General features: G+C 73.3%; 14 protein-coding genes and 1 riboswitch. Of the genes, 13 read left to right on the forward strand and 1 reads right to left on the reverse strand.

Annotated elements, in window-relative coordinates:
• The first annotated feature begins 35 nt into the window (after nucleotides 1-35).
• From ACH54P_RS44650 to ACH54P_RS44700, 11 genes are all read left to right on the forward strand, one after another.
• The gene (locus ACH54P_RS44650; RefSeq protein WP_489909338.1) at nucleotides 36-1358 is read left to right on the forward strand and encodes an MFS transporter; all 1323 of its coding nucleotides are present in this window, start codon (nucleotides 36-38) and stop codon (nucleotides 1356-1358) included.
• 238 nt (nucleotides 1359-1596) lie between these two features.
• Nucleotides 1597-4764: an isoleucine--tRNA ligase gene (ileS, locus tag ACH54P_RS44655; RefSeq protein ID WP_489909339.1), complete on the forward strand. Its 3168-nt coding sequence runs from the start codon at nucleotides 1597-1599 to the stop codon at nucleotides 4762-4764.
• A 154-nt stretch (nucleotides 4765-4918) separates the two neighbouring features.
• Nucleotides 4919-6544, forward strand: a complete 1626-nt coding sequence (locus ACH54P_RS44660) for a penicillin-binding transpeptidase domain-containing protein (protein ID WP_489909340.1) — start codon at nucleotides 4919-4921, stop codon at nucleotides 6542-6544.
• A gap of 63 nt (nucleotides 6545-6607) precedes the next feature.
• Nucleotides 6608-7297, forward strand: a complete 690-nt coding sequence (locus tag ACH54P_RS44665; protein WP_489909341.1) for an ArsR/SmtB family transcription factor — start codon at nucleotides 6608-6610, stop codon at nucleotides 7295-7297.
• Between the two features lie 97 nt (nucleotides 7298-7394).
• On the forward strand, nucleotides 7395-8873 hold the full coding sequence (locus ACH54P_RS44670; protein WP_489909342.1) for a potassium/proton antiporter: 1479 nt from the start codon (nucleotides 7395-7397) through the stop codon (nucleotides 8871-8873).
• Between the two features lie 239 nt (nucleotides 8874-9112).
• The gene (locus ACH54P_RS44675; protein WP_489909343.1) at nucleotides 9113-9778 is read left to right on the forward strand and encodes a M23 family metallopeptidase; all 666 of its coding nucleotides are present in this window, start codon (nucleotides 9113-9115) and stop codon (nucleotides 9776-9778) included.
• 81 nt (nucleotides 9779-9859) lie between these two features.
• Nucleotides 9860-9974: riboswitch (SAM riboswitch) on the forward strand.
• A 39-nt stretch (nucleotides 9975-10013) separates the two neighbouring features.
• Complete coding sequence (locus tag ACH54P_RS44680; protein ID WP_489909344.1) at nucleotides 10014-11483, forward strand: aminotransferase class V-fold PLP-dependent enzyme; 1470 nt, start codon at nucleotides 10014-10016, stop codon at nucleotides 11481-11483.
• Complete coding sequence (locus ACH54P_RS44685) at nucleotides 11429-11980, forward strand: hypothetical protein (RefSeq protein WP_489909345.1); 552 nt, start codon at nucleotides 11429-11431, stop codon at nucleotides 11978-11980. Before ACH54P_RS44680 ends, ACH54P_RS44685 begins: the two co-directional genes overlap by 55 nt.
• The gene (locus ACH54P_RS44690) at nucleotides 11980-12624 is read left to right on the forward strand and encodes a hypothetical protein (protein ID WP_489909346.1); all 645 of its coding nucleotides are present in this window, start codon (nucleotides 11980-11982) and stop codon (nucleotides 12622-12624) included. Before ACH54P_RS44685 ends, ACH54P_RS44690 begins: the two co-directional genes overlap by 1 nt.
• Nucleotides 12625-12647: 23 nt before the next feature.
• On the forward strand, nucleotides 12648-13277 hold the full coding sequence (lspA, locus tag ACH54P_RS44695) for a signal peptidase II (protein ID WP_489909348.1): 630 nt from the start codon (nucleotides 12648-12650) through the stop codon (nucleotides 13275-13277).
• On the forward strand, nucleotides 13274-14203 hold the full coding sequence (locus ACH54P_RS44700; RefSeq protein WP_489909349.1) for an RluA family pseudouridine synthase: 930 nt from the start codon (nucleotides 13274-13276) through the stop codon (nucleotides 14201-14203). Before lspA ends, ACH54P_RS44700 begins: the two co-directional genes overlap by 4 nt.
• Here the strand turns inward: ACH54P_RS44700 and ACH54P_RS44705 are convergent.
• On the reverse strand, nucleotides 14200-15234 hold the full coding sequence (locus ACH54P_RS44705; RefSeq protein ID WP_489909350.1) for an Lrp/AsnC family transcriptional regulator: 1035 nt from the start codon (nucleotides 15232-15234) through the stop codon (nucleotides 14200-14202). The two genes, ACH54P_RS44700 and ACH54P_RS44705, sit on opposite strands and share 4 nt — an antisense overlap.
• 134 nt (nucleotides 15235-15368) lie before the next feature.
• Between ACH54P_RS44705 and ACH54P_RS44710 the strand changes: the two genes are divergently transcribed.
• Together ACH54P_RS44710 and fahA are read left to right on the forward strand one after the other, a co-directional pair.
• Nucleotides 15369-21992 carry a DUF885 domain-containing protein gene (locus ACH54P_RS44710; RefSeq protein ID WP_489909351.1) on the forward strand — a complete coding sequence of 2208 codons (6624 nt, stop codon included), beginning with the start codon at nucleotides 15369-15371 and terminating at the stop codon, nucleotides 21990-21992.
• Nucleotides 21989-23200, forward strand: a complete 1212-nt coding sequence (gene fahA, locus ACH54P_RS44715; RefSeq protein WP_489909352.1) for a fumarylacetoacetase — start codon at nucleotides 21989-21991, stop codon at nucleotides 23198-23200. The genes ACH54P_RS44710 and fahA overlap by 4 nt, the downstream gene beginning before the upstream one ends.
• Nucleotides 23201-23204: the final 4 nt, after the last annotated feature.

Here is a 23204-nt window from a genome sequence, read left to right on the forward strand (position 1 = left end):
CCGCGACGGAAGTGTCCCGGCGGTCCACTGGGGGCATGCTCCTGTTCACCATGTGCGCCGGGATGTTCCTGGTGCAGCTGGACGTCACGGTCGTCAACGTCGCCCTCCCCGCCATCGGCACCGACCTGCACGGCGGGCTCGCGGCGCTGCAGTGGGTGGTCGACGGCTATGCGGTCGTCTTGGCCGCGTTCCTGCTCACCGGCGGCGCGCTCGGCGACGTCTTCGGCCACCGCCGGGTCGTTCTGGCGGGCTTCGCGCTGTTCGGCGCGGCCTCGGCCGCGTGCGGGCTCGCCGGGGCGGCCCCGTGGCTCGTCGCCGCCCGCGCCGGGCAGGGCCTGGGCGCCGCGCTGCTGCTGCCCGGCACGCTCGCCGTGATCACGAACGCCCACCCGGGACACGCCGAGCGCGCGCGGGCCCTCGGCGTCTGGGCCGGGGTGTCGGCGCTCGCCCTGGCGGCCGGTCCGGTGCTGGGTGGCGCCGTCGTCACCGTGGCCGGCTGGCGGCCGGTGTTCTGGCTCAACGTCCCGGTGGTGCTGGCGGCCGCCGTCGCGACCCGGCGGCTCGCGCCGCGCGGCGACCGCGTGCCCGGCCGGCGGATCGACGTCGCCGGCGTCGCCACGGCGGTGCCCGCGCTCGGCGCCGGCGTTTACGCGGTCATCGGCCGGAGCGTCGTGGCCGGGGTGGTCGCGGTCGTCGCGCTGGTGGCGTTCCTGCTCGCCGAGCGCCGTTCGCCGGACCCGATGCTGCCCTGGGACGTCGCCCGGCGGACGTCGGGCGCGAACTTCGTCGCGGCGGCGATGAACTTCACCGGGATCGGCGCGATCCTCGTGCTGACGCTGTACCTGCAGGGTGTGCGGCACCTGGGGCCGCTGGAAGCGGGGCTCGCGGTATTGCCGCTGTTCGGGCCCCTTTCCCTGCTGGCGCCGGTCGCGGGCCGGCTCACCGGCCGGTTCGGGCCGCGGCCCCTGATGGCCGCCGGGCTGGCGCTCGGCGCGCTCGGCATGCTGAACCTGGTGCGGCTCAACGGAAACAGCGGCTACGCGGCGCTGCTGCCGACGCTGCTCGGGCTCGGCGTCGGGATGGGCCTGCTGACGACGGCGGTCGTGACGGCCGCGGTCGGCGGCATCCCGCCCGGGCGGGCCGGCGTCGCGAGCGGCGTCAACAACACGGCCCGCCAGACCGGCGGCGCCCTCGGGGTGGCGGTGCTCGGCGCGGTCGCCGGCGAACCCGGCGGCCGGTTCCTCGCCGGGCTGCACGAGGTGGGGGTGATCGCCGGGGTGTTGTGGCTGGTGGCGATCGGCGTGACGCTGGCCGGGGTCCGTGCCCCTCGTGACAACCCGGTTGCGCAGGCCGGTTAACCTGGTAGGCAACACGGCGTCGATCCGGCCATCACCGGGGAGCCTCCGGAAGAACCGAGCGCGAGCTCCCAGTAGAACCGGACGGGTGCGGCCCGTGACAGCCGTCGAACGAAGTGGCCTGCGCGAGCAGGCAAGCGGGGTGGTACCGCGGTGCGCCGCCAGGCGTCTCGTCCCCGTGTGGGTGACCGGTGCGGGAGCCGGTCGTCCGTACGCGAGCGACGAACCGAGGAGCACCCGGATGTACCCCCAGGCCCAGCTCGACGACGGCGCGGGCGTGCCGTCGCAGCCGTCCTTCCCCGCGCTGGAGAAGCAGGTCCTCGCCTACTGGGAGACGGACCGGACGTTCCAGGCGACCATCGACGCGCGCCCCGCGGGCGAGCACGGCGACAACGAGTACGTCTTCTACGACGGCCCGCCGTTCGCGAACGGCCTGCCGCACTACGGTCACCTCCTCACCGGGTACGTCAAGGACCTGGTGCCGCGGTACCAGACGATGAAGGGCCGCAAGGTCGAGCGCCGCTTCGGCTGGGACACCCACGGCCTGCCCGCCGAGCTCGAGGCGATGCGCCAGCTCGGGATCACGGAGAAGGCCGAGATCGAAGAGATGGGCATCGCGAAGTTCAACGAGGCTTCGCGCGAGTCCGTGCTGCGCTACACGAACGAGTGGCGCGAGTACGTCACCCGCCAGGCCCGCTGGGTCGACTTCGACAACGACTACAAGACGCTCGACGTCACCTACATGGAGTCGGTGCTCTGGGCGTTCAAGCGCCTGTGGGACAAGGGACTCGTCTACGAGGGCTACCGCGTCCTGCCGTACTGCTGGCGCGACGAGACGCCGCTGTCCAACCACGAGCTGCGGATGGACGACGACGTCTACCAGAACCGGCAGGACCCGGCCGTCACGGTCGGCTTCCGCCTGGAGGGCAACGAGTCCGAACTGGACGGCACCTACCTGCTGATCTGGACGACGACGCCGTGGACGCTGCCGTCCAACATGGCCACGGCCGTGCACCCCGAGGTGCGGTACGTCGTCGTCGAGAGCGAGAACTTCCCCGGCAAGCGGTTCCTGCTCGCCGAAGCGCGCGTTGCCGCGTACGCGCGGGAACTCGGCGAAGAGCCGGCGGTCGTCGCGAGCTACACCGGTGAGCAGCTGCTCGGAACCCGTTACGCACCACCGTTCCCGTACTTCCTGGGGGCCGACAACGCCCACCGCGTGCTGGCCGCCGACTACGTCACCACCGAAGACGGCACCGGCGTCGTGCACATCGCGCCCGCCTACGGTGAAGAGGACAAGGTCGTCACCGACGCCGCCGGGATCGCCCCGGTGACGCCGGTCGACGCGCAGGGCAAGTTCGACGCGACCGTGCCGGACTACGCCGGCCAGCAGGTGTTCGACGCCAACCCGAACATCATCCGCGACCTCAAGAACGGCACGGGATCGGCGGCGCGGCAGGGTGCTTTGCTGCTGCGGCACGAGACCTACGACCACCCGTACCCGCACTGCTGGCGCTGCCGCAACCCGCTGATCTACCGCGCGGTGTCGTCGTGGTTCGTCGCGGTGACGCAGTTCAAGGACCGGATGGTCGAGCTGAACCAGCAGATCACCTGGTACCCGGAGAACGTCAAGGACGGCCAGTTCGGCAAGTGGCTGGAGAACGCGCGCGACTGGTCGGTCTCGCGCAACCGCTACTGGGGCACGCCGATCCCGGTGTGGCAGTCGGACGACCCGGCCTACCCGCGCACCGACGTCTACGGCTCGCTCGACGAGCTGGAAGCGGACTTCGGCGTGCGGCTGGACAACCTGCACCGGCCCTACATCGACGAGCTGACCCGGCCGAACCCGGACGACCCGACCGGGAAGTCCACCATGCGCCGCGTCGAGGACGTCCTGGACGTCTGGTTCGACTCCGGTTCGATGCCCTACGCCCAGGTGCACTACCCGTTCGAGAACGCCGACTGGTTCGAGCACCACTACCCGAGCGACTTCATCGTCGAGTACATCGGGCAGACCCGCGGCTGGTTCTACCTGCTGCACGTGCTGGCGACGGCGCTGTTCGACCGGCCGGCGTTCCGCGCCTGCGTGTCGCACGGCATCGTGCTCGGCTCGGACGGGCAGAAGATGTCCAAGTCGCTGCGCAACTACCCGGACGTCAACGAGGTGTTCGAGCGCGACGGCTCCGACGCCATGCGCTGGTACCTGATGGCGAGCCCGATCCTGCGCGGCGGCAACCTGGTCGTCACCGACAAGGGCATCCGCGACGCCGTCCGCCAGGCCGTGCTGCCCCTGTGGAACTCGTACTACTTCCTCGCGCTGTACGCGAACGCCGAAGGCGTCGAGGGCAAGTGGCGCACGGATTCGCCGAACGTGCTCGACCGGTACGTCCTGGCAAAGACGCACGAGCTGGTCACCGACGTCGAGTACGCGATGGACAGCTACGACGTCGCGGGCGCGTGCCAGACCGTGCGGGACTTCCTCGAGGTGCTGACGAACTGGTACGTCCGGCGCTCCCGCGACCGGTTCTGGGCGGGTGACCAGGACGCGATCGACACGCTGCACACCGTGCTCGAGGTGACGTCGCGGGTCGCCGCGCCGCTGCTGCCGCTGACCACCGAGGTGGTCTGGCGCGGCCTCACCGGCGGCCGCTCGGTGCACCTGACCGACTGGCCGAACGCGCTCGACCTGCCCGCGGACGCGGCATTGGTCACCGCGATGGACCGGGTGCGGCAGGTGGCGTCGTCGGCGCTGTCGCTGCGGAAGGCGAACAAGCTGCGCGTGCGGCTCCCGCTGTCCTCGCTGGTCGTGGCGGCGGACGACGCCGAGTCGCTGGCGGGCTTCGCCGACATCCTGCGCGACGAGGTGAACGTCAAGGAGGTCGAGCTGACCACCGACGTCGCCGCGCACGGCGGGTTCGAGGTCGCGGTGAACGCCCGCGCCGCCGGCCCGCGCCTGGGCAAGGACGTCCAGACGGTGATCAAGGCGGTCAAGGCCGGGAACTGGACGTTCGTCGGCGGCAAGGTCGAGGCGGCCGGGATCACCCTCGAAGAGAGCGAGTTCGAGCGGCGGCTGGTCGCCAAGGGCGGCGGCGCGGCGGCGGAGCTGCCCGGCGGGTCCGGGCTGGTCCTCATCGACACCGAGGTGACGCCGGAGCTGGCGGCGGAGGGCCTGGTCCGCGACCTGGTCAGGGTCGTGCAGCAGGCGCGCCGCGACGCCGGGCTCGACGTCGCCGACCGGATCGCGCTGACGGTCGACGCTCCTGCCGAGGTGGTCGAGGCGGCGAAGCGGCAAGAGGAGTTCCTGGCCTCGGAGACGCTGGCGACGTCGGTGACCTACGGCTCGGTGAGCGAGGGCTTCGCCGGCACGGTCGGCGACGGCACGAAGGTGACCGCCGCGGTCGCCAAGGCCTGAGGCGGGTGGGGGTGATCCGGGCGGATCACCCCCACCCCCGGCTGATCACGAATCGGTCGCTTTCTGCCCCGGGCACGTGCCCGCCGCGCCGCGAATGGGCAAGCTGGGCCGTTGTGCGCGCGGGAGGTGTGCGCAGGGGGAGGGGTTCGCGGCAATGAGTCCTGCCAAGAGACGGGGCATCCTGCTCGGCGGCGCGCTGCTGGTTGTCGTGGTCGTGGTGGCGGCGTTGTTCGTGCTGAACAGCGGGGGTTCCACCCCCGAGGCGGCCACCGGGGCGACCTCGGTGGACAGCCCGGGCGCGCTCGACCCGCACTCGGCGATCACCGAGTACCTGCAGGACCTTTCCGAGAACAACCCCGACGGGGCGAGCCGGCTGACCGACGACAACGCGGCGGCGGCGGTGGCCCTGCGGGACGCCCGGAACACGCTGAACCCGTCCGCCGTCACCACCAAGCTGACCGTCCTGCAGCCGACTCCGGCCGGGGCGAAGCTGACGGGCGGCACGTTCACCCTGTCCTGGGCGCTGAAGCCGGGCAAGGTCTGGACCTACGACGTCCCGTTCCAGCTCGCGCTGACCGGGGACAAGTGGCTCGTGCACTGGGCGCCGTCGCTGCTGCACCCGAAGCTGGAGGCGGGCCAGCGGCTGGTGATCACCACGGCCGTCCAGGACACGACCGCGGTCGCCGACCGCGACGGCAAACCGCTGGTCGTCAGCGGGTCCGGGGGCGTGCGCCCGGTCGACGGCAACCCGGCGCCGCTGCTGCGCTCGGCGCTCACCGGGCAGGTCACCGCCGCGACCGGCGGCGGGTTCGCCGTCGACCGCGTCGACGCGAGCGGCAAGAGCGTCGAGACGCTGTTCGGGAAGGCGTCGGCCGAAGGCGCGAAGCCGCTTGTGTCGAGCCTGAGCCTGGCCGCGCAGAACGCCGCCCAGGCCGCGGTGGACAACTCCAAGGGGTCGGCGATGCTGGTCGCCCTCGACACGGGCTCGGGCGACATCCTGGCCGTCGCGCAGAACGCCGCCGCCGGGGACGCGCCGAAGGCCCTCAACGGCCTGTACGAGCCGGGGTCGTCGTTCAAGATCGCGACGTCGGTCGCGGCGATCCAGCAGAGCGGGCTCAACGCCGGCTCGCCGGTCGACTGCCCCGGCGTCGCGACGATCGGCACGCGGACGGTCAAGAACGAGGGCTTCGAGCTCGGCGCGACGAACCTGCAGACGGCGTTCGCGCGGTCCTGCAACACGACGTTCGGGCAGCTCGCGCTCGCCCTGCCCGCCAACGGGCTGCAGAAGGCCGCCGACGAGCTGGGCCTCAACGCCGACTACGAAATCCCCGGCATCAACACCGAGCTGGGCAAGGTCGAGCCCGCGGCGAGCAAGGACGAGCAGGTCGAGGACGGGTTCGGCCAGGGCCGGATCCAGGCCAGCGCCCTCGGGGGCGCGGTGATGGCCGCCACGGTCGCGTCGGGCAAGGCGATCACGCCGAGGCTGTGGCACGACGTCGGCACCACGGTCGTCAAGGGCTACTCGCCGCCGCCGGCGTCGGTGCTCGGCGAGGTGCGGAAGATGATGCGCGCGGTCGTGACCAGCGGTACCGGTCACGCCGCGGCCGGCGCCGGAGCGGTCTTCGGCAAGACCGGCACCGCCCAGTTCGGCGACGGCGCGAACGCCACGGGTTGGTTCGTCGGCTACCGCGGCAACGTCGCGTTCGCGGTGGTCCTGGAGGACTCGAACGACTCGGGCCCGGCGGTCCAGCTGGCGGCCCGCTTCCTCAAGGCCCTCTGACCCGGCCGTCCGGGTGCCGATGGTTCGGCCGTGGCCGAAGTCGCCGGGCCGTACCGTGGGGGCATGGAGACGATCGCGCTGGCCGAGGTGGCCGCAGTGCTCGCCGACCCGAGCCGGGCCACCATGTGCCTCGTGCTGCTGGACGGGCGGGCCTGGACCGTCGGCGAGCTGGCGAAGGCGGCCGGGATCGCGCTCTCGACGGCCAGCGAGCACGTCACCCGGCTGGCCGACGCCGGGTTCGTCGCGCGGGTCAAGCAGGGCCGCGCCAGCTACGTCCGGATCGCCGACCCGCGCGTGGCCGAGCTGATCGAGCACCTCGCCCAGCACGCCGAGCACCGCCCGGTGACCGGGCTGAAGTCGTCGCTGCGGGTGCGGCGGCTCGGGTTCGCGCGGACCTGCTACGACCACCTCGCCGGTGTGCTCGGGGTCGCCGTCCGCGACGGCATGCTGGCCGCCGGCCTGCTCGACACGGCGGACGGGCTGGCGCTGACCGGACGCGGCCGCGAGGTGCTGGCCGGCCTCGGCGTGCCGGTCGCCGCCGGGCGGCGGCCGCTGCTGCGCGACTGTCTGGATTGGACGGAGCGCCGGGACCACCTCGCCGGGGCGGTGCCCGCGGCGCTGCTCGACCGGGCGGTCGACGCCGGCTGGGTCGCCCGCGACGGCCACCGCGCGGTCAAGGTCCTGCCGGGGGCGGCGAAGCCGTTCGCAGCGCTCGGTGTCGACCTCGACGCGCTCGGTGCCGTCGGGCCTTAACACACCGGGTGGCCGGCCCGGGGCAGCGGTACACGAACGAGTTAACCCGGTCGCCTCACTATTCTGAGGGCCCCACGGCACTCGGGAGGGAGGCGGCATGGACCAGCTTCCCGTGCTGCTCGGCGTCGGCGGCGTCGTGCTGCTCGCCTCCGTGCTCGCCGTGCGCGTGTCGATCCGGCTCGGCCTGCCGTCGCTGCTGCTGTACCTCGGGATCGGCGTGCTGCTGGGGGAGGCCGGCTTCGGCATCCGCTTCGACAACCCCGAGCTGACGCAGTCGCTCGGTCTCGCCGCGCTCGTCATGATCCTCGCCGAAGGCGGGCTGACGACGCGGTGGTCGGCGGTCAAACCCTCGCTGGGCATCGGCATCGCACTGTCCACAGTGGCCGTCGTGGTGAGCATCGCGGTCACCGGCGCCGCCCTGCACTGGCTGCTGGGCCTCGACTGGCGGCTTTCCCTGCTGTGGGGCGCGGTGCTCGCGTCGACCGACGCGGCGGCGGTGTTCTCCGTGCTGCGCACGGCGGGGATCGGCAAACGGCTCGTCGGCGCGCTGGAGCTGGAGTCCGGCATCAACGACGCGCCGGCCTACATCGCCGTCGTGGTGCTGGCCGCGGGCACCACTGTGGACTGGACGCTGCCGCTGCTGGTGGTCTACGAGCTCACCGCGGGCCTGGTGATCGGGCTCGCCTTCGGCTGGCTCGGCGGGTTCGCGCTGCGCCGGGCCGCGTTGCCGGCGACCGGGCTCTACCCGCTCGCCACGGTCGCGGTGTGCGTCGTGGCGTACTCGTCCGGGCAGCTGCTGCACGCGTCCGGGCTGCTCGCCACCTACGTCGCCGCGCTGGTGCTCGGCAACGCGCGGCTGCCGCACCGTTCGGACACGCTGTCGTTCGCCGAAGGGCTGGGCTGGCTGGCCCAGATCGGGCTGTTCGTGCTGCTCGGGCTGTTCGCCTCCCCGGGGCGTCTGCTCGACGCGGTGGTGCCGGGCCTGGTCGCGGGCGCCGTCGTGCTGCTGCTGGCGCGGCCGATCTCCGTCGTGGTGTCGATGCTGCCGTTCCGGCTGCCGTGGCGGGAACAGGCGTTCCTGTCGTGGGCGGGGCTGCGCGGCGCGGTGCCGATCGTGCTCGCGATGATCCCGCTTTCGGAAGGGCTGCCCGGCGCGCAACGGCTGGTCGACGCCGTGTTCGTGCTGGTCGTCGTGCTGACGCTGGTGCAGGGCGCGACGCTCGGGCCGCTCGGGCGCCGGCTCGGGCTGGCCAAGAAGTCCGAGGCGCACGAGATCGAGGTCGACTCGGCGCCGCTGGACGAAATGGGCGCCGAGCTGCTGCAGGTCCGGATCCAGCCCGGGTCGCGGCTGCACGGCGTCTACCTGTCCGAGCTGCGGCTGCCCGTCGGCGCGACGGTCAGCCTGGTCGTGCGCGACGGCGCGGGCTTCACCCCGCAGAAGACCAGCCGGCTGCAGGAGCACGACCAGCTGCTGGTCGTCACGACGACCGGGGTCCGCGACGACGTCGAACGCCGGCTCCGCGCCGTCGACCGGGCCGGGCGCCTGGCCCGCTGGAAGGGCGAGTCCGGCCGGTAACCCGTTCGTGGTCGTGGCCGCGCCGGCACCGATCGGACCACTGATGATGCCCCGCCCATCACGCGTGATGCCCGTCTGATCACGCGTGATGCCCCTTCCGCACGGGTTCCGCCGCTCGCCACGCGCAGTTCGCTCACAAAAATCTCACTTGATCTTCCCAGTGATCCAACGTTTGGCCTACTGTGCGCTCGATCCGGTTAGTTCGAATGGGTGAGCGTAGAGCCAAAGGAGTACACACGGTGACGAACCTTCCCGTGCGTGCGGCGGTCCTGACCGCCGCGATCACCGCGGCCCTCGGGCTGCTCGCCGCCCCGGCCGCGACCGCCGAGGTGGCGCCGTTCCCGGCACTGACCCTGCCGTTCGAGGCGGGCCAGCAGGTCTACTCGGCCGGCATCCACTCCGACGACGGCAGCACCCGCGTGAAGAACGCCATCGACTTCAGCCCGGCCGACCGCACCGTGCGCGCGGCGCTGGCCGGCACCGTCCACCTGCAGCACTGCTCCGGCGGCGACTGGGTGACCGTCGACCACGCCGGCGGCTGGCGGACCGGGTACTACCACCTGGAGGGCATCGCGGTCGCCGACGGCGAGCACGTCGAGGCCGGGACGGTGCTCGGGTCGACCGGCAACGCGCTGCCGTGCGGCGGCAGCAGCACCGGCGCCCACGTGCACTTCACCCTCTGGACCCTGCCGGACGCGACGGCGGCAACTGCGGGTAACTGGGACGGTCTCGCGTTCGGCGCCGTCTCGACGACGGTCGCGGCGGCCTACGGCGAGCCGGTCGACGGCAAGACCCTGGGCGGCTGGCGCTTCACCGCCGGAACCGAGCAGTACGCAGGCACCGCGACGCACCTCGCGGACAACGCCGTCACCCAGCTGCCGGGGAACTTCCGCGCCCGGCTCTGAACCCGGGCGCCTGTGAGCGGCGTCTCAGAATGTGAGCCGGGGGTTGGCCGCCGGGCGCGGTTTCGGTTACCTTTCCGACTAGGTCATGAGTGCCAGCGTCAAGCCCCGGCTTGCTGGCCGGCAACCCTCCTACCGCGGTGGGGTGCCCCGGGTGAAGACCGGGCCGGTCGCGTCGTGCGACGGGCAAGCGCGGGCCCCTCGCCGGGGTCCCCCGGACCGCCGAGGAGGCACCCCGATGACTCTCGCCATCGACCGCACCCAGCCCGTCGAAACCCTTGCGCCCCAAGCCGTTCCCGCCGTCGCCGGGGCGTCGCTGCGGGTTCCGCTCGTGACCGGCGGGGACATCGGCTACGCCAACCTCGACCACGCCGCGAGTGCCCCGTGCCTCGACGCGGTCCGCGGCGCCGTCGACGAGTTCCTGCCGTGGTACGCCAGCGTCCACCGCGGCGCGGGTTTCGCGTCGCAGGTCTCGACGAAGCTCTACGAACGCACCCGCGACGTCCTGCGCCGGTTCGTCGGCGCGCGGCGGACCGACACCGTCGTGTTCACCCGCAACACCACCGATTCCTTCAACCTGCTGGCCCGCAGCCTGCCGCGGCACACCACGGTGATCGTGTTCGACACCGAACACCACGCCGCGCTGCTTCCGTGGCAGGGCCCGAACGTCCGGCGGATCCCGACCCCGCGCACGCGCCTCGCCGCGGTGTCCGCTGTGGACGAAGCACTCGCGGATTCCCCGCAGGGACCGCGGTTGGTCGTCGTCACCGGAGCGTCCAATGTGACCGGTGAGCTGCTGCCGGTGGCGGAGATCGCGGCCGTGGCGCGCCGGCACGGCGCCCGCATCGCGCTCGACGCCGCCCAGCTGGCCCCCCACCGCCGCATCTCGATCAGGGAGCTGGACGTCGACTACGTCGCGGTGTCCGGTCACAAGCTGTACGCGCCCTTCGGTGCGGGCGCGCTGATCGGCCGCGCCGACTGGCTGCGCGCCGCCCGGCCGTACCTCGCCGGTGGCGGCGCGACCAAGCTCGTCACCGAGGACGCGGTCGTCTGGAACACCGGGCCGGAGCGGCACGAAGCCGGTTCGCCCAACACCGTCGGCGTGTACGCGCTCGGCGTCGCCTGCGAAACCCTCAGCGGGAACTGGGCCGCGATCGAAAACCACGAGCAGGCGCTGCTCGCCCGGCTGCGCAAGGGTCTCGAGGGCATCCCGGGCTGCGCCGAGCTGCGGCTGTTCGACGCGCCGGTCGACCGCGTCGGCACGGTCAGCTTCGTCGTCGACGGCTTCGACCCCGGCTGGCTCGCCGCGGTCCTGTCGGCCGAGTACGGCATCGGCGTGCGCGACGGCGCCTTCTGCGCCCACATCGCGGCCCGGCGGCTGATCGGCGTCACCGGCGGCGACGGGCAGCAGGCCGTCCGCGTCAGCCTCGGCCTGGGCAGCACCGAAGAGCACGTCGACCGCGTGGTGCTGGCCCTGCGCCAGATCGTCGCGCGCGGGGCCCGCTGGGAGTACGCGAAAGCGGACGGCCGCTGGGCGCCGGTGGGCGATCCGCGGGAGCTCCCCCGTTCTGCCGGGGGCGCTAGCCTGAGCGGATGGGGAGAGGGCCGCGTTTCTGGTTTCCGCTGGCACTGCTGGGGTTCGCGCAGATCGGCATGGCGGCGGTGCTGCTGCTTTCGCGCCGGAGCCCGGCCGCGAGCGAGTCGGTGAACATCCTGACCGGGCCCGTGCACCAGTCCCTCGGCTCCGGCAGCGTCGGTGGCACGGGCTACCCGCAGTGGCTCACGCAGGACACCTACTACGCGCCGGGCGCGGGGCTGCCCGCCGGGCCGGTCTGGCTCGTCACGCTCGGCGTGGTGGTCGGGGGTACGGCGGTCTGGTACGCGCTCGCCCTGCGGCCCGTCCGCACGGGGCGGTTCGTCCTCGGCACGGTCGCCGCGCTGCTCGCCGTGCCGCTGCTCGACCTGGTCGGGTCCTGGCAGTTCCGGCTCGGGGACGGGCTGCGCGGCCCGCTGCTGGCCACGCTCGGCCTGCTGGTCCTCGCCGCGTACGAACGCAGTGTGCTCGTGCTGCTCACCGCGGCCGGGTTCGCCGTGCTCGCGGTCGTGCTCTCGGCGGACCTCGTGGGCGCGCTGCTGTCGGCGATCGTCCTGCTCGCCGCCGCCTTCGTGGCCCTCGTGCGCCGGGCACCCGATACCCTGCGGTGATGGGGAATTCACGGCGGTACTGGTTCCCGCTGGCGGCGCTGGGGTTCGCCCAGCTGGCGATGGTGGCCCTCGCGAAGGCCCCCGACGACGCCACCACCGGCTTCTTCTCGAGCCTGCGTGCCCAGCCGATGACTCCGGAGAACCGGGGGCTCTTCGGTACCGGCGGGGTGGGCGGCACCGGCTACCCGGACGGCGAGCGGGTCTTGGCCACCGCCGTCGCGGCCGGCAGCACGCCTTCGGCCGGCCTGGGCTGGCTCGCCGCGCTCGCCTGCGTCGTGCTCGCCGTGGCGAGCTGGTACTGGCTCGACCTGCGCCGGGCGGGCACGCCGCCGCGGACCGGGCGGTTCGCGCTCGGCACGCTGGGTGCCCTGCTCGCCCTCCCGGTGCTGGACCTGGCCGGGGCGCTGCAGTTCCGGCTGGCCGGCGACCTGCGCGGCGCGTTGGTGGCCACGCTCGGGCTCCTGCTGCTGGCCGGGTACGAGCGCAGCCGGTTCGTGCTGGCCGTCGCCGGGGTGTTCGGCCTGGTCACCATGGTGGTCCGGCCGCCGGTGACCGGGGTGCTGGTCGCGGCGGCCGTGCTGTTCGCGGCCGCGTTCGCCGTGCTCCTGCGAGGCCCGCACGACACTGCCGCCGACACGTCCTGACCAGCGCCGTGGACAATGGACCGGTGAGCACCGAGCCCAGCCACTCCGAACCCGACACCGACGCCGCCGCCGAGGTGGCGCCCGAGACCGTGCAGGAGACGCCGGAAGTCCCGGCGAAGCCGCTGCTGCCGAAGCGGCGGGTCGGCTGGGTGTTCGCCGTCGCCGTCGTGTTCTGGGCGATCGACCTGGTGACGAAGAACCTGGTCACCGCCAACCTGGAGGGCAAGGAGCCGGTCCGGATCCTCGGCGGGCTGATCTACCTGCAGGTGATCCGCAACCCGGGTGCCGCGTTCTCCATGGCCACCGGCATGACGTGGGTGCTCGCGCTGGTCGCGCTGGCCGTCGTCATCGCGATCATCTGGCTGTCGCGCCGCCTGCGCTCGATCGGCTGGGCGATCGGCCTCGGCCTCGTGCTCGCCGGCGCCACCGGCAACCTCACCGACCGCATCTTCCGCGCGCCCGGCGGCCTGCAGGGCCACGTCGTCGACTTCATCTCGGCGTTCGCCCCGAACGGCAAGGGCTTCGCGATCTTCAACATCGCCGACTCGGCCATCTGCGTCGGCGGCGCGCTGATCGTCCTGCTGTCGTTGCTGGGCAAGGACTACGACGGCACGTCGACCAAGGACAAGAAGAAGCAGGAGGAGCAGGCGTGACGTCGCGGATGCTCCCGGTGCCCGACGGGCTCGACGGGATGCGGGTCGACGCCGGCCTCGCCAAGCTGCTCGGGCTGTCCCGCACGGTCGTCGCCGAGCTCGCCGAGTCCGGGGACGTGCTGCTCGACGGCCGTCCCGCGGGCAAGTCCGACCGCCTCTCCGGCGGCGGTCTCCTGGAGATCACCCTCCCGGAGCCGGCGAACCCGGTGGAGGTCGTCGCCGCGCCCGTCGAGGGCATGCAGATCCTCCACGACGACGACGACATCATCGTGATCTCGAAGCCGGTCGGCGTCGCGGTGCACCCGAGCCCCGGCTGGACCGGCCCGACGGTGGTCGGCGGCCTGGCGGCGGCCGGCCTGCGCATCTCGACGTCGGGCGCGGCGGAGCGCCAGGGCGTGGTCCACCGGCTCGACGCGGGCACGACCGGCGTGATGGTGGTGGCCAAGAGCGAGCACGCGTACACGGTCCTGAAGCGCGCCTTCAAGGAACGCACGGTCGACAAGGGCTACCACGCGATCGTCCAGGGCCACCCCGACCCGATGCGCGGCACCATCGACGCCCCGATCGACCGCCACCCGCGCCACGACTACAAGTTCGCGGTCGTCCAGGGCGGCCGCCCGAGCGTGACGCACTACGAGGTCGTCGAGGCGTTCCGCGCGGCGTCGCTCGCGCACGTCAAGCTCGAAACCGGGCGGACGCACCAGATCCGCGTCCACTTCTCGGCCCTGCGGCACCCGTGCGTCGGCGACCTGACCTACGGCGCGGACCCGGTGCTGGCCCGGCACCTCGGGCTGAACCGCCAGTGGCTGCACGCGAAGACCCTCGGCTTCGCGCACCCGGCGGACGGCCGGTGGGTCGAGTTCGAGTCGGAGTACCCGGATGACCTGGCCAAGGCCCTCGAGACCCTGCGCGAGGAAAGCTACTAGTCCTCGATCGACCAGGTCAGCGTGCGCTCGTCCGGTTCGGGCCGCGGGCTCCAGCGGACCGCGACCACGCGGGTCGAGTCCGGGAGGACGTAGACCGTGTGGCCGCCCAGGGTTTCGCCGGGCTTGACGCCGATCTTGTGCGGGGGCCGCGACGTCAGCGACACCGGGGCCTTGCCGATCGCCGTGCCGTCGGCGGCGAGCAGCTCGAGGTAGTTGTCCGGCAGCGACGCGAACGGGATCGCTCCGCGGTTGGTGATCTCGGTGTGCACGACCACCGCGCGTTCGCCGTCTTCGAGCCGGTAGCCCGCCGCGCCGAACAGGTAGTCCGCCGGGTCCTGGACCTCGAGGAGCTGCACCGTCAGCTGCTCGCCCTCCAGGCCCTGGGTCTCCATGACCTCGCCGAGCCGGCCGCGCTTGCCCGCGGCGGCGGGCTTGACGGGCTCGTCGCCGCGAGCCCACGACGCCGTCTGCGGCACGCCCCACGTGCTGACGGCCGGGTCGAGCCGCACCGGCGGCGGGGTGAACTGCTGGGGCGGCCGGGGCGGCGGGCCCGCGTAGCGCCCGGACGGCGTGCCCTGGACGTTGTACGGGCCGGACGGGGCGCCTTGGACGTTGTACGGGCCCGACGGGGCGCCTTGGACGTTGTACGGGCCCGAGGGCGCGCCTTGGACGTTGTACGGCCCGGATGGGACGCCTTGGACGTTGTACGGCCCGGACGGCGCGCCCTGGACCGGCGGGGGCATCGGCGGTCCGGGCTGCTGCGGCACCGGTTGCGACGGCGGGAACTGCGGCGCGGCGGGCGGCCGGTTCGCCCACGACGGCGGCGCGCCGGCGATGGCCGCGCGCAGGCCGTTCGGGTCGCTCTCGACGCCGACGAGCAGCGGGAGCCCGCTGCCGGACAGGGCGACCAGCCGGTAGGCGACCTCGCGGGGATCCATGCCGACCTTCGCCGCGAGCTCGTGCACGGCGGCCTTGCCGAGGTCGGCGAGCGCGGCGAGCAGGCGGGTATCCACGGGATCGGTCACAGCCACTCGGAGAACGCTACCGCTTGACGGATCCGCCCGTGCCGAAGGCCGTCCGCCCCCGGCGAACGACCCGCCGTTCTTGTCGGTGATCTCCGTTAGGGTCGGCCCAGAGCACATCAGCCGAAGCTGGGGGTCCTGCCATGACCGCGGTCACCGAACTCGCCGACGAGTTCGTCGAGGCGTTGTTCGCCGCCGATCCGCTGACACCGGCGGTGCTGGGCGTCCGCCCGGCGGAGCCCGGCCTGCCGGACCTGTCCGCCGAGGCCGAGCAAGCGTTCCGGGAGCGGCTCTCGGCGTTGCTCGGCCGGGCGCGGGAGCTGGCGGCCGACGGCTTTTCGGCCGAAGACCGCGTCACCCGGGACGTCCTGATCACCTCCGCCGAAGCCCGCATCGCGGTGATCGACAGCCGGACGGCCGAGTTCACCGTCACCGACCTCACGATCGGGCCGGCGGCTCTGCTCCTCCTGACCTTGCCGATGACGACCGTGGCGGCGGGCGAGACGGCGGCCGCCCAGCTCGAGCGGCTCGCCGCGATCCCCGCGTACCTGCGCCAGGCCGCGCACCGGCACGCCAGGGGCATCGCCGACGGCCTGGTCCCGGTGGCCCACCTGGTCGACGCCGCGGTCGCGCACCTCGACCGCTACCTCGCCGAACCGGACGCCGACCCGCTGCGCCGCCAGCCGGCGCCGGACGAGGAGTTCGGGCGGCGGCGGGACGAGCTGCTCGCCGACGTCGTCCGGCCCGCCTTCGCCGAGTACCGCGAGTTCCTCGTCACCGAGGTGCGGCCGCACGGGCGGCCCGCCGACCGGCCCGGCCTGTCGTGGCTGCCCGGCGGCGAAGAGACCTACGCGCGGCTCGCGCGCGTGCACACGACCACCGAGCTCACCCCGGCGGAGCTGCACCAGACGGGGCTCGACGTCATCGAGTCGCTCGCCGCCGAGTACCGCGAGCTGGGGCTCAGGGTGTTCGGCACCGACGACCTGGCGGAGATCTTCCGGCGGCTGCGCACCGACCCGGGCCTGCGCTGGACCACCGCCGACGAGCTGCTGGACACCGCCCGTGCGGCCGTCGCCCGGGCCACCGCCGAGGCGCCGAAGTGGTTCGGCCGGATCCCCGCGCAGGAGTGCACGGTCGAGGCGGTGCCGGAGGAAGCCGCGCCCGGCGCGCCCGCGGCGTACTACCTGCGGCCGGCCGACGACGGCTCCCGGCCCGGGATCTACTTCGCGAACACCCACGAGGCCACCCAGCGGTTCCGGCACCCGGCCGAAACGATCGCCTTCCACGAAGCCGTGCCCGGCCACCACTTCCAGCTCAGCACCGCGCAGAGCCTCACCGGGCTGCCGCTGCTGCGGCGGATCGGCTCGTTCACCGCCTACATCGAGGGCTGGGGGCTCTACAGCGAGCGCCTCGCCGACGAGATGGGGCTCTTTTCCGACGACATCGCGCGGCTCGGCATGCTCGCCGGCGACTCGCTGCGGGCGGGCCGGCTGGTCGTCGACACCGGCCTGCACGCACTGGGGTGGACCCGGCAGCAGGCCGTCGACTACCTGGCCGAGCACACGCCGGAGGCGCTCCCCGAGATCGAGTCCGAGGTCGACCGCTACATCGCGTGGCCGGGCCAGGCGCTGGCGTACATGGTCGGGAGGCTGGAGATCCAGCGGATCCGCGCCCGCGCCGAGGAGCGGCTCGGCTCCCGGTTCGACATCCGCGCTTTCCACGACGTCGTGCTCGCCGGGGGCGCGCTGCCGCTGTCGGTGCTGGCCTCCGTCGTCGACGAGTGGGTCGCCGGGCACGGTGACACCGCCGACGGACTGGCGAGCGAGCTCGTCGAGCTGGTGTTCGAGCAGGAGCCGCTGCACCCCTCGGTTCTCGGCCTGCCCGGCGACCACGACCGGCTCGGCGACCAGACGCGGGAGGCCCAGGAACGGTTCCTCGCCGCCTACCGCGCGCTCGCCGCCCGCGCGCGGGCGCTGGCCACCGGCGACCTGACGCCGGAAGAGGCCGTCACGCGCGAGGTCGTGATCGCCTCCGCCGAGGTCGAAGCCGACCGGCTCGGGGCGCGGACCGCCGACATCGCGGTCAGCGACGGGCTGACCGCTCCGGCGCTGGGCCTGCTGATGTACCTGCCGTACTACAAGCTGGACACCGAGAAGAAGGCGCGCGGCTACCTCACCCGGCTCGCCGCGATCGAGCCGTTCCTGGCCACGCTCACCGAGCGCCAGCGCGAAAGCCTGGCCGACGGGCTCGTGCCGCCGGCCTACCTCGCCCGCGTCGGCGCCGAGTACGTCGACCGCTACCTCGCCGCACCGGACGGCGACCCGCTGAAGGTGGATACGACGGCGGCCGTCGAGGGCTTCGAAGCCGAACGCGATCGCCTGCTCGCGGAGGTGGTCCGCCCCGCGTACGCGCGCTACCGCGACTTCCTGCGCACCGAGGTCGAACCGGCCGGGCGGCCCGACACCGCACCCGGCATCAGCCACGTGCCGGGCGGCGCGGAGCGGTACGCGGCGCTGATCCGCGCGGAGACGACCACCGAGCGCACGGCGCAGGACCTGCACGAAACCGGGCTGGCGATCATCGAGCGGCTCGCGGGGGAGTACCGCGAGCTGGGCGGGAAGCTGTTCGGCACCACCGATCTCGCGGAGATCTTCGAGCGCCTGCGCACCGATCCCGAGCTGCGCTGGCGGGACGGCGAGGAGCTGCTGTCCGCGGCCCGCGACGCGATCTCCCGGGCCGAAGCCGTGGCCCCGCAGTGGTTCTCGCGCGTCCCGGGGGAGAAGTGCGAGGTCGCACCGGTCCCGGAGGCGGACGCGGCGAGCGGCACGATCGCGTACTACCTCCAGCCGTCGCTCGACGGTTCGCGGCCGGGCACCTACTACGCCAACACGTACGAGGCCGAGAAGCGCCCGCGGTTCACCAGCGAGGCGATCGCGTTCCACGAAGCCGTGCCGGGCCACCACTTCCAGCTCAGCCTGGCGCAGGAGCTGCGGGACCTGCCGCTGCTGCGGCGGATCGGCATGTTCAACGCCTACGCCGAAGGCTGGGGCCTCTACGCCGAGCGGCTGGCCGACGAAATGGGCCTGTACTCCGACGACGTCTCGCGGCTCGGCATGCTCACCCAGGATTCGATGCGGGCGGGCCGGCTGGTCGTCGACACGGGGCTGCACGCGCTCGGCTGGAGCCGGCAGCAGGCGATCGACTTCCTGGTCGAGCACACGCCGATGGCCCGGCTGGAGATCGAGGCCGAGATCGACCGGTACATCGGCTGGCCGGCCCAGGCGCTCGGCTACATGGTGGGGCGCCTGGAGATCCAGCGGCTGCGCACCGAGGCGGAGCGGGCGCTGGGCGAGCGGTTCGACATCCGCGGCTTCCACGAGGTCGTGCTGGGCCACGGCATGCTGCCGCTGTCCGCGCTGGCCAAGGTCGTCACGGACTGGGTGGCGGCGCAGGGCGACACGCCCGATGGCCTCGCCGACGAGCTGGTGGCGCTGAACTTCGAGCGGCAGCCGCTCTACCCGTCGGTGTTCGGCTTGCCCGGCGACCACGACCGGCTGCCCGATCCGGCGGCCGAGGCGCGCTTCCGCGCCGGGTACGCGGCGATCGCCGCGCGGGCCGAGGCGATCGACCCCGCCGGGCTGACGGCCGTCGAGCGGGTCACCCGGGACGTCGTGCTCTCCCAGGCGAAGTCCGAGATCGACGAGATCGACTCCCGCCGCGCCGACCTCGCGGTGAGCGACGGCCTCGGCGCGCCCGCGCTGCAGCTGCTGCTGTACCTGCCGCAGACGGTGCTGGACGACGAGCCGAAGGTCCGCGGCTACCTGAGCAGGCTCGCCGGTATCGGGGCGTACGTCGACGCGCTCATCGGCCGGCAGCGCGCCGCGCTGGCCGAAGGGCTCGTGCCGCCGGACTTCCTGGTGCGCGTCGGCATCGGCTACGTCGACCGGTACCTCGCCGCGCCCGAGAGCGACCCCCTGCGGGTGACACCGCCGTACGCGCTCGATGGCTTCGAGACCGAACGCGACCGCTTGCTCGCGGAGGTCGTCCGGCCGGCGTACGGGCGTTATCGCGCGTTCCTGGCCGACGAAGTCGCGCCGGTGGCCCGGCCCGAGACGGCGCCGGGCATCGGGCACCTGCCGGGCGGGCCGGAGCGGTACGCCGCGCTGATCCGCGTGGAGACGACCACCGAACGCACGGCGCAGGACCTGCACGAAACCGGGCTGGCGCTGATCGAGCAGCTGGCGGAGGAGTACCGCGAGGTGGGCGGGAAGCTGTTCGGCACCACCGACATCGCCGAAATCTTCGACCGGATCCGGACCGACCCGGCGTTGCGCTGGCGGGACGGCGACGAGCTCCTGGCTGCCGCCCGGGCCGCCATCACCCGCGCGGAAGCCGTGGCCCCGCAGTGGTTCTCGCGCGTCCCGGAGCAGCAGTGCGAGGTCGCGCCGATGCCCGCGGCCGAGGCCACCAGCGGCACGATCGCGTACTACCTGTGGCCGTCGCTCGACGGGACACGCCCGGGCGTCTACTACGCCAACACCCACGAAGCCGCGAAGCGGCCGCGGTTCACCAGCGAGGCCGTCGCGTTCCACGAAGCCGTACCGGGGCACCACTTCCAGCTGTGCCTCGCGCAGGGCCTCACCGGCCTGCCCCTGCTGCGCCTGATCGCCGACGTCAACGCCTACGCCGAGGGCTGGGGCCTGTACGCCGAGCGGCTCGCGGACGAGATGGGCCTGTACTCCGACGACGTCTCGCGGCTGGGCATGCTCACCCAGGACTCGATGCGCGCCGGCCGTCTGGTGGTCGACACGGGATTGCACGCGCTGGGCTGGAGCCGTCAGCAGGCGGTCGACTACCTGGTCGGGCACACGCCGATGGCGCGGCTCGAGATCGAGGCGGAGATCGACCGGTACACCGCCAACCCGGGGCAGGCGCTCGGGTACATGGTGGGGCGCCTGGAGATCCAGCGGCTGCGCGCCGAGGCCGAGCGGGCGCTGGGGGACCGGTTCGACATCCGCGAGTTCCACGACGCCGTGCTCGGCAGCGGGACGCTCCCGCTGCCGGTGCTGTCCGGCGTCGTCGCCGACTGGGTGGCGAGCCGGCGGGACACCCCGGACTCGCTCGCGGACGAGCTCCTCGGGCTGATGTTCGAGGCCCAGCCGCTGATCCCGTCGCTGCACGGGCTGCCGGGAGCGCACGACAAGCTCGCCGACCAGACCGCCGGGGCGGCCGCCCGGTACCGCGCCGCGCTCGCCGGGATCATCGCGCGGGCGGAGGCGATCGACGCGGCGACGCTGCCGCAGGCCGAGCGTGTCACCCGGGACGTCGTGATCTGGCAGGCGCGCGTCGAGATGGACGTGCGCGCGTCCGGCCGCGCCGACGTCGCGGTGAACGACGGGCTGGACGCGCCGGCCCTGCAACTGCTGACGCTCCTGCCGCAGACGGTGCTGGACGACGAGGCCAAGGCCCGCGGCTACCTGAGCCGGCTCGCCGCGATCGGCCCGTACCTGGACCAGGTGATCGAGCGGCAGCGGGCCGCGCTCGCCGAAGGGCTGACGCCGCCGGAGTTCCTGGCGCGCGTCGGCGTCGGCTACGTCGAGCGGTACCTCGGCGCGCCGGAGAACGACCCGCTGAAGGTCCCGGTCCACGGCCTCGAAGCCGAGCGTGACCGGTTGCTGGCCGAAGTCGTGCGGCCCGCGTACGCGCGGTACCGCGACTTCCTGGCCGGCGAGGTCGTCCCGGCCGGGCGGCCGGAGACTTCGCCGGGCATCGGCGACCTGCCGGGCGGGCCGGAGCGGTACGCCGCGCTGATCCGCGCGGAGACGACGACCGAGCGCACGGCGCAGGACCTGCACGAAACCGGGCTGGCGATCATCGAGCGGCTCGCGGACGAGTACCGCGAACTGGGCGCGAAGGTGTTCGGCACGACCGACCTCGCCGCGATCTTCGAGCGGATCCGCACGGACCCGGCGTTGCGCTGGCGGGACGGGGACGAACTCCTGGCTTCCGCCCGCGAGAGCATCACGCGGGCGGAAGCCGTGGCTCCGCAGTGGTTCTCGCGTGTCCCCGAGCAGAAGTGCCAGGTGGCTCCGGTGCCCGACGCGGAGGCGGAGGGCGGGTCGATCGCCTACTACATCGACGGGTCGCTCGACGGCTCGCGGCCGGGCACCTACTACGCCAACACGCACGACGCGGACCAGCGGCAGCGGACGTTGAGCGAGTCGGTCGCCTTCCACGAAGCCGTGCCGGGCCACCACTTCCAGCTGACGCTCGCCCAGCAGCTGACGGGCGTGCCGCTGCTGCGCCGGATCTGCATGTTCAACGCGTACGCCGAGGGCTGGGGCCTGTACGCCGAGCGGCTCGCGGACGAGATGGGCCTGTACTCCGACGACGTCTCCCGGCTCGGCCTGCTGACGCAGGACTCGATGCGAGCGGCACGCCTGGTCGTCGACACCGGCCTGCACGCGCTGGGCTGGAGCCGGCAACAGGCGGTCGACTTCCTGGTCGAGCACACGCCGATGGCACGGATCGAGATCGAGGCGGAGGTCGACCGCTACGCCGGGCTCCCCGGCCAGGCGCTCGGCTACATGGTGGGCCGCCTCGAGATCGAGCGCCTGCGGGCCGAGGCCGAGCAGGCGCTGGGCGACCGGTTCGACATCCGCGAGTTCCACGACACGGTGCTCGGCAGCGGAACCCTGCCGCTGCCAGTGCTGGCGGACGTGGTGGCCGACTGGGTGGCGGCGCGAGCCGCCCGAGACGAGGAGTGACTGTGACCTGGCTCGACCTCGCCGACGACACGCCGTTCGGCCTGGACAACCTGCCTTACGGCGTCTTCTCCGTGGGCGGCGCCCCCGAGCGCCGGATCGGGGTGCCCGTCGGGGAGCAGGTGCTCGACCTGACCGCGGCGGCCGCGGAAACGGCGGCCCCCTTCGCGCCGCTGCTCACCGGCGGCGTGCTCAACCCGCTGCTGGCCGCCGGGCCGGGCACCTGGCGGGAGGTCCGCGAACGCGTCCGGGAGTGGCTGACCGAACCGCGCCACGCCGACCGGCTGCGGCCGCACCTCGTGCCCCTGGCCGAGGTGACCACGCACCTGGCCTTCGAGGTCGCCGACTACGTCGACTTCTACTCCAGCGAGCACCACGCCCTCAACGCCGGCCGGATCTTCCGGCCCGACGCGGCCGAGCTGCCGCCGAACTGGAAGCACCTGCCGATCGGCTACCACGGCCGGGCCGGGACGGTGGTCGCGTCCGGCACGCCGATCGTCCGCCCGCACGGCCAGCGCAAGCCGCGCAACGCCGACACCCCGTCGTTCGGCCCCTCGCAGCGGCTGGACATCGAGGCGGAGGTGGGGTTCGTCGTCGGCGTTCCGTCCACTGTGGGCACGCGGGTGTCCACAGAGGACTTCGCCGCGCACGTGTTCGGCGTCTGCCTGGTCAACGACTGGTCGGCGCGCGACATCCAGGCGTGGGAGTACCAGCCGCTGGGCCCGTTCCTCGGCAAGTCGTTCGCGACGTCGGTGTCGCCGTGGATCGTCCCGCTCGAGGCGCTGGAGCACGCGCGCGTCGACGGGCCGCCGCAGGACCCGGAGCCGTTCGAGTACCTGCGCACCGCGGAGAAGTGGGGGCTCGACCTCGCGCTGGAGATCCGGCTCAACGGCCACCTGGTCTCGAGCCCGCCGTTCGCGTCGCAGTACTGGACGGCCCCGCAGCAGCTGGCGCACATGACGGTCAACGGCGCGAGCCTGCGCGCGGGCGACCTGTTCGCGTCGGGCACGGTGACCGGGCCGGAGCGCGACCAGCGGGGGTCGTTCCTCGAGCTGTCGTGGGGCGGCCGGGAGCCGTTCGAGCTGCCGGGCGGGGTGCCGCGGACGTTCCTGGAGGACGGCGACGAGGTCGTCATCAGCGCGACGGCCCCCGGCCCGGGCGGCACGCGCATCGGCTTCGGCGACGTCCGGGGGACGGTGGTCCCCGGCTGAGCGA

This window comes from Amycolatopsis sp. N2S4-7, assembly GCF_058119595.1.

Excerpts from the sequence above, each read along its gene's own strand:
- ACH54P_RS44710 (WP_489909351.1), top strand. The coding sequence starts at position 15,369 with ATGACCGCGGTCACCGAACTCGCCGACGAGTTCGTCGAGGCGTTGTTC.
- ileS (WP_489909339.1), top strand. The coding sequence starts at position 1,597 with ATGTACCCCCAGGCCCAGCTCGACGACGGCGCGGGCGTGCCGTCGCAG.
- ACH54P_RS44665 (WP_489909341.1), top strand. The coding sequence starts at position 6,608 with ATGGAGACGATCGCGCTGGCCGAGGTGGCCGCAGTGCTCGCCGACCCG.
- ACH54P_RS44660 (WP_489909340.1), top strand. The coding sequence starts at position 4,919 with ATGAGTCCTGCCAAGAGACGGGGCATCCTGCTCGGCGGCGCGCTGCTG.
- ACH54P_RS44670 (WP_489909342.1), top strand. The coding sequence starts at position 7,395 with ATGGACCAGCTTCCCGTGCTGCTCGGCGTCGGCGGCGTCGTGCTGCTC.
- ACH54P_RS44650 (WP_489909338.1), top strand. The coding sequence starts at position 36 with ATGCTCCTGTTCACCATGTGCGCCGGGATGTTCCTGGTGCAGCTGGAC.
- ACH54P_RS44690 (WP_489909346.1), top strand. The coding sequence starts at position 11,980 with ATGGGGAATTCACGGCGGTACTGGTTCCCGCTGGCGGCGCTGGGGTTC.
- ACH54P_RS44685 (WP_489909345.1), top strand. The coding sequence starts at position 11,429 with ATGGCGGCGGTGCTGCTGCTTTCGCGCCGGAGCCCGGCCGCGAGCGAG.
- ACH54P_RS44680 (WP_489909344.1), top strand. The coding sequence starts at position 10,014 with ATGACTCTCGCCATCGACCGCACCCAGCCCGTCGAAACCCTTGCGCCC.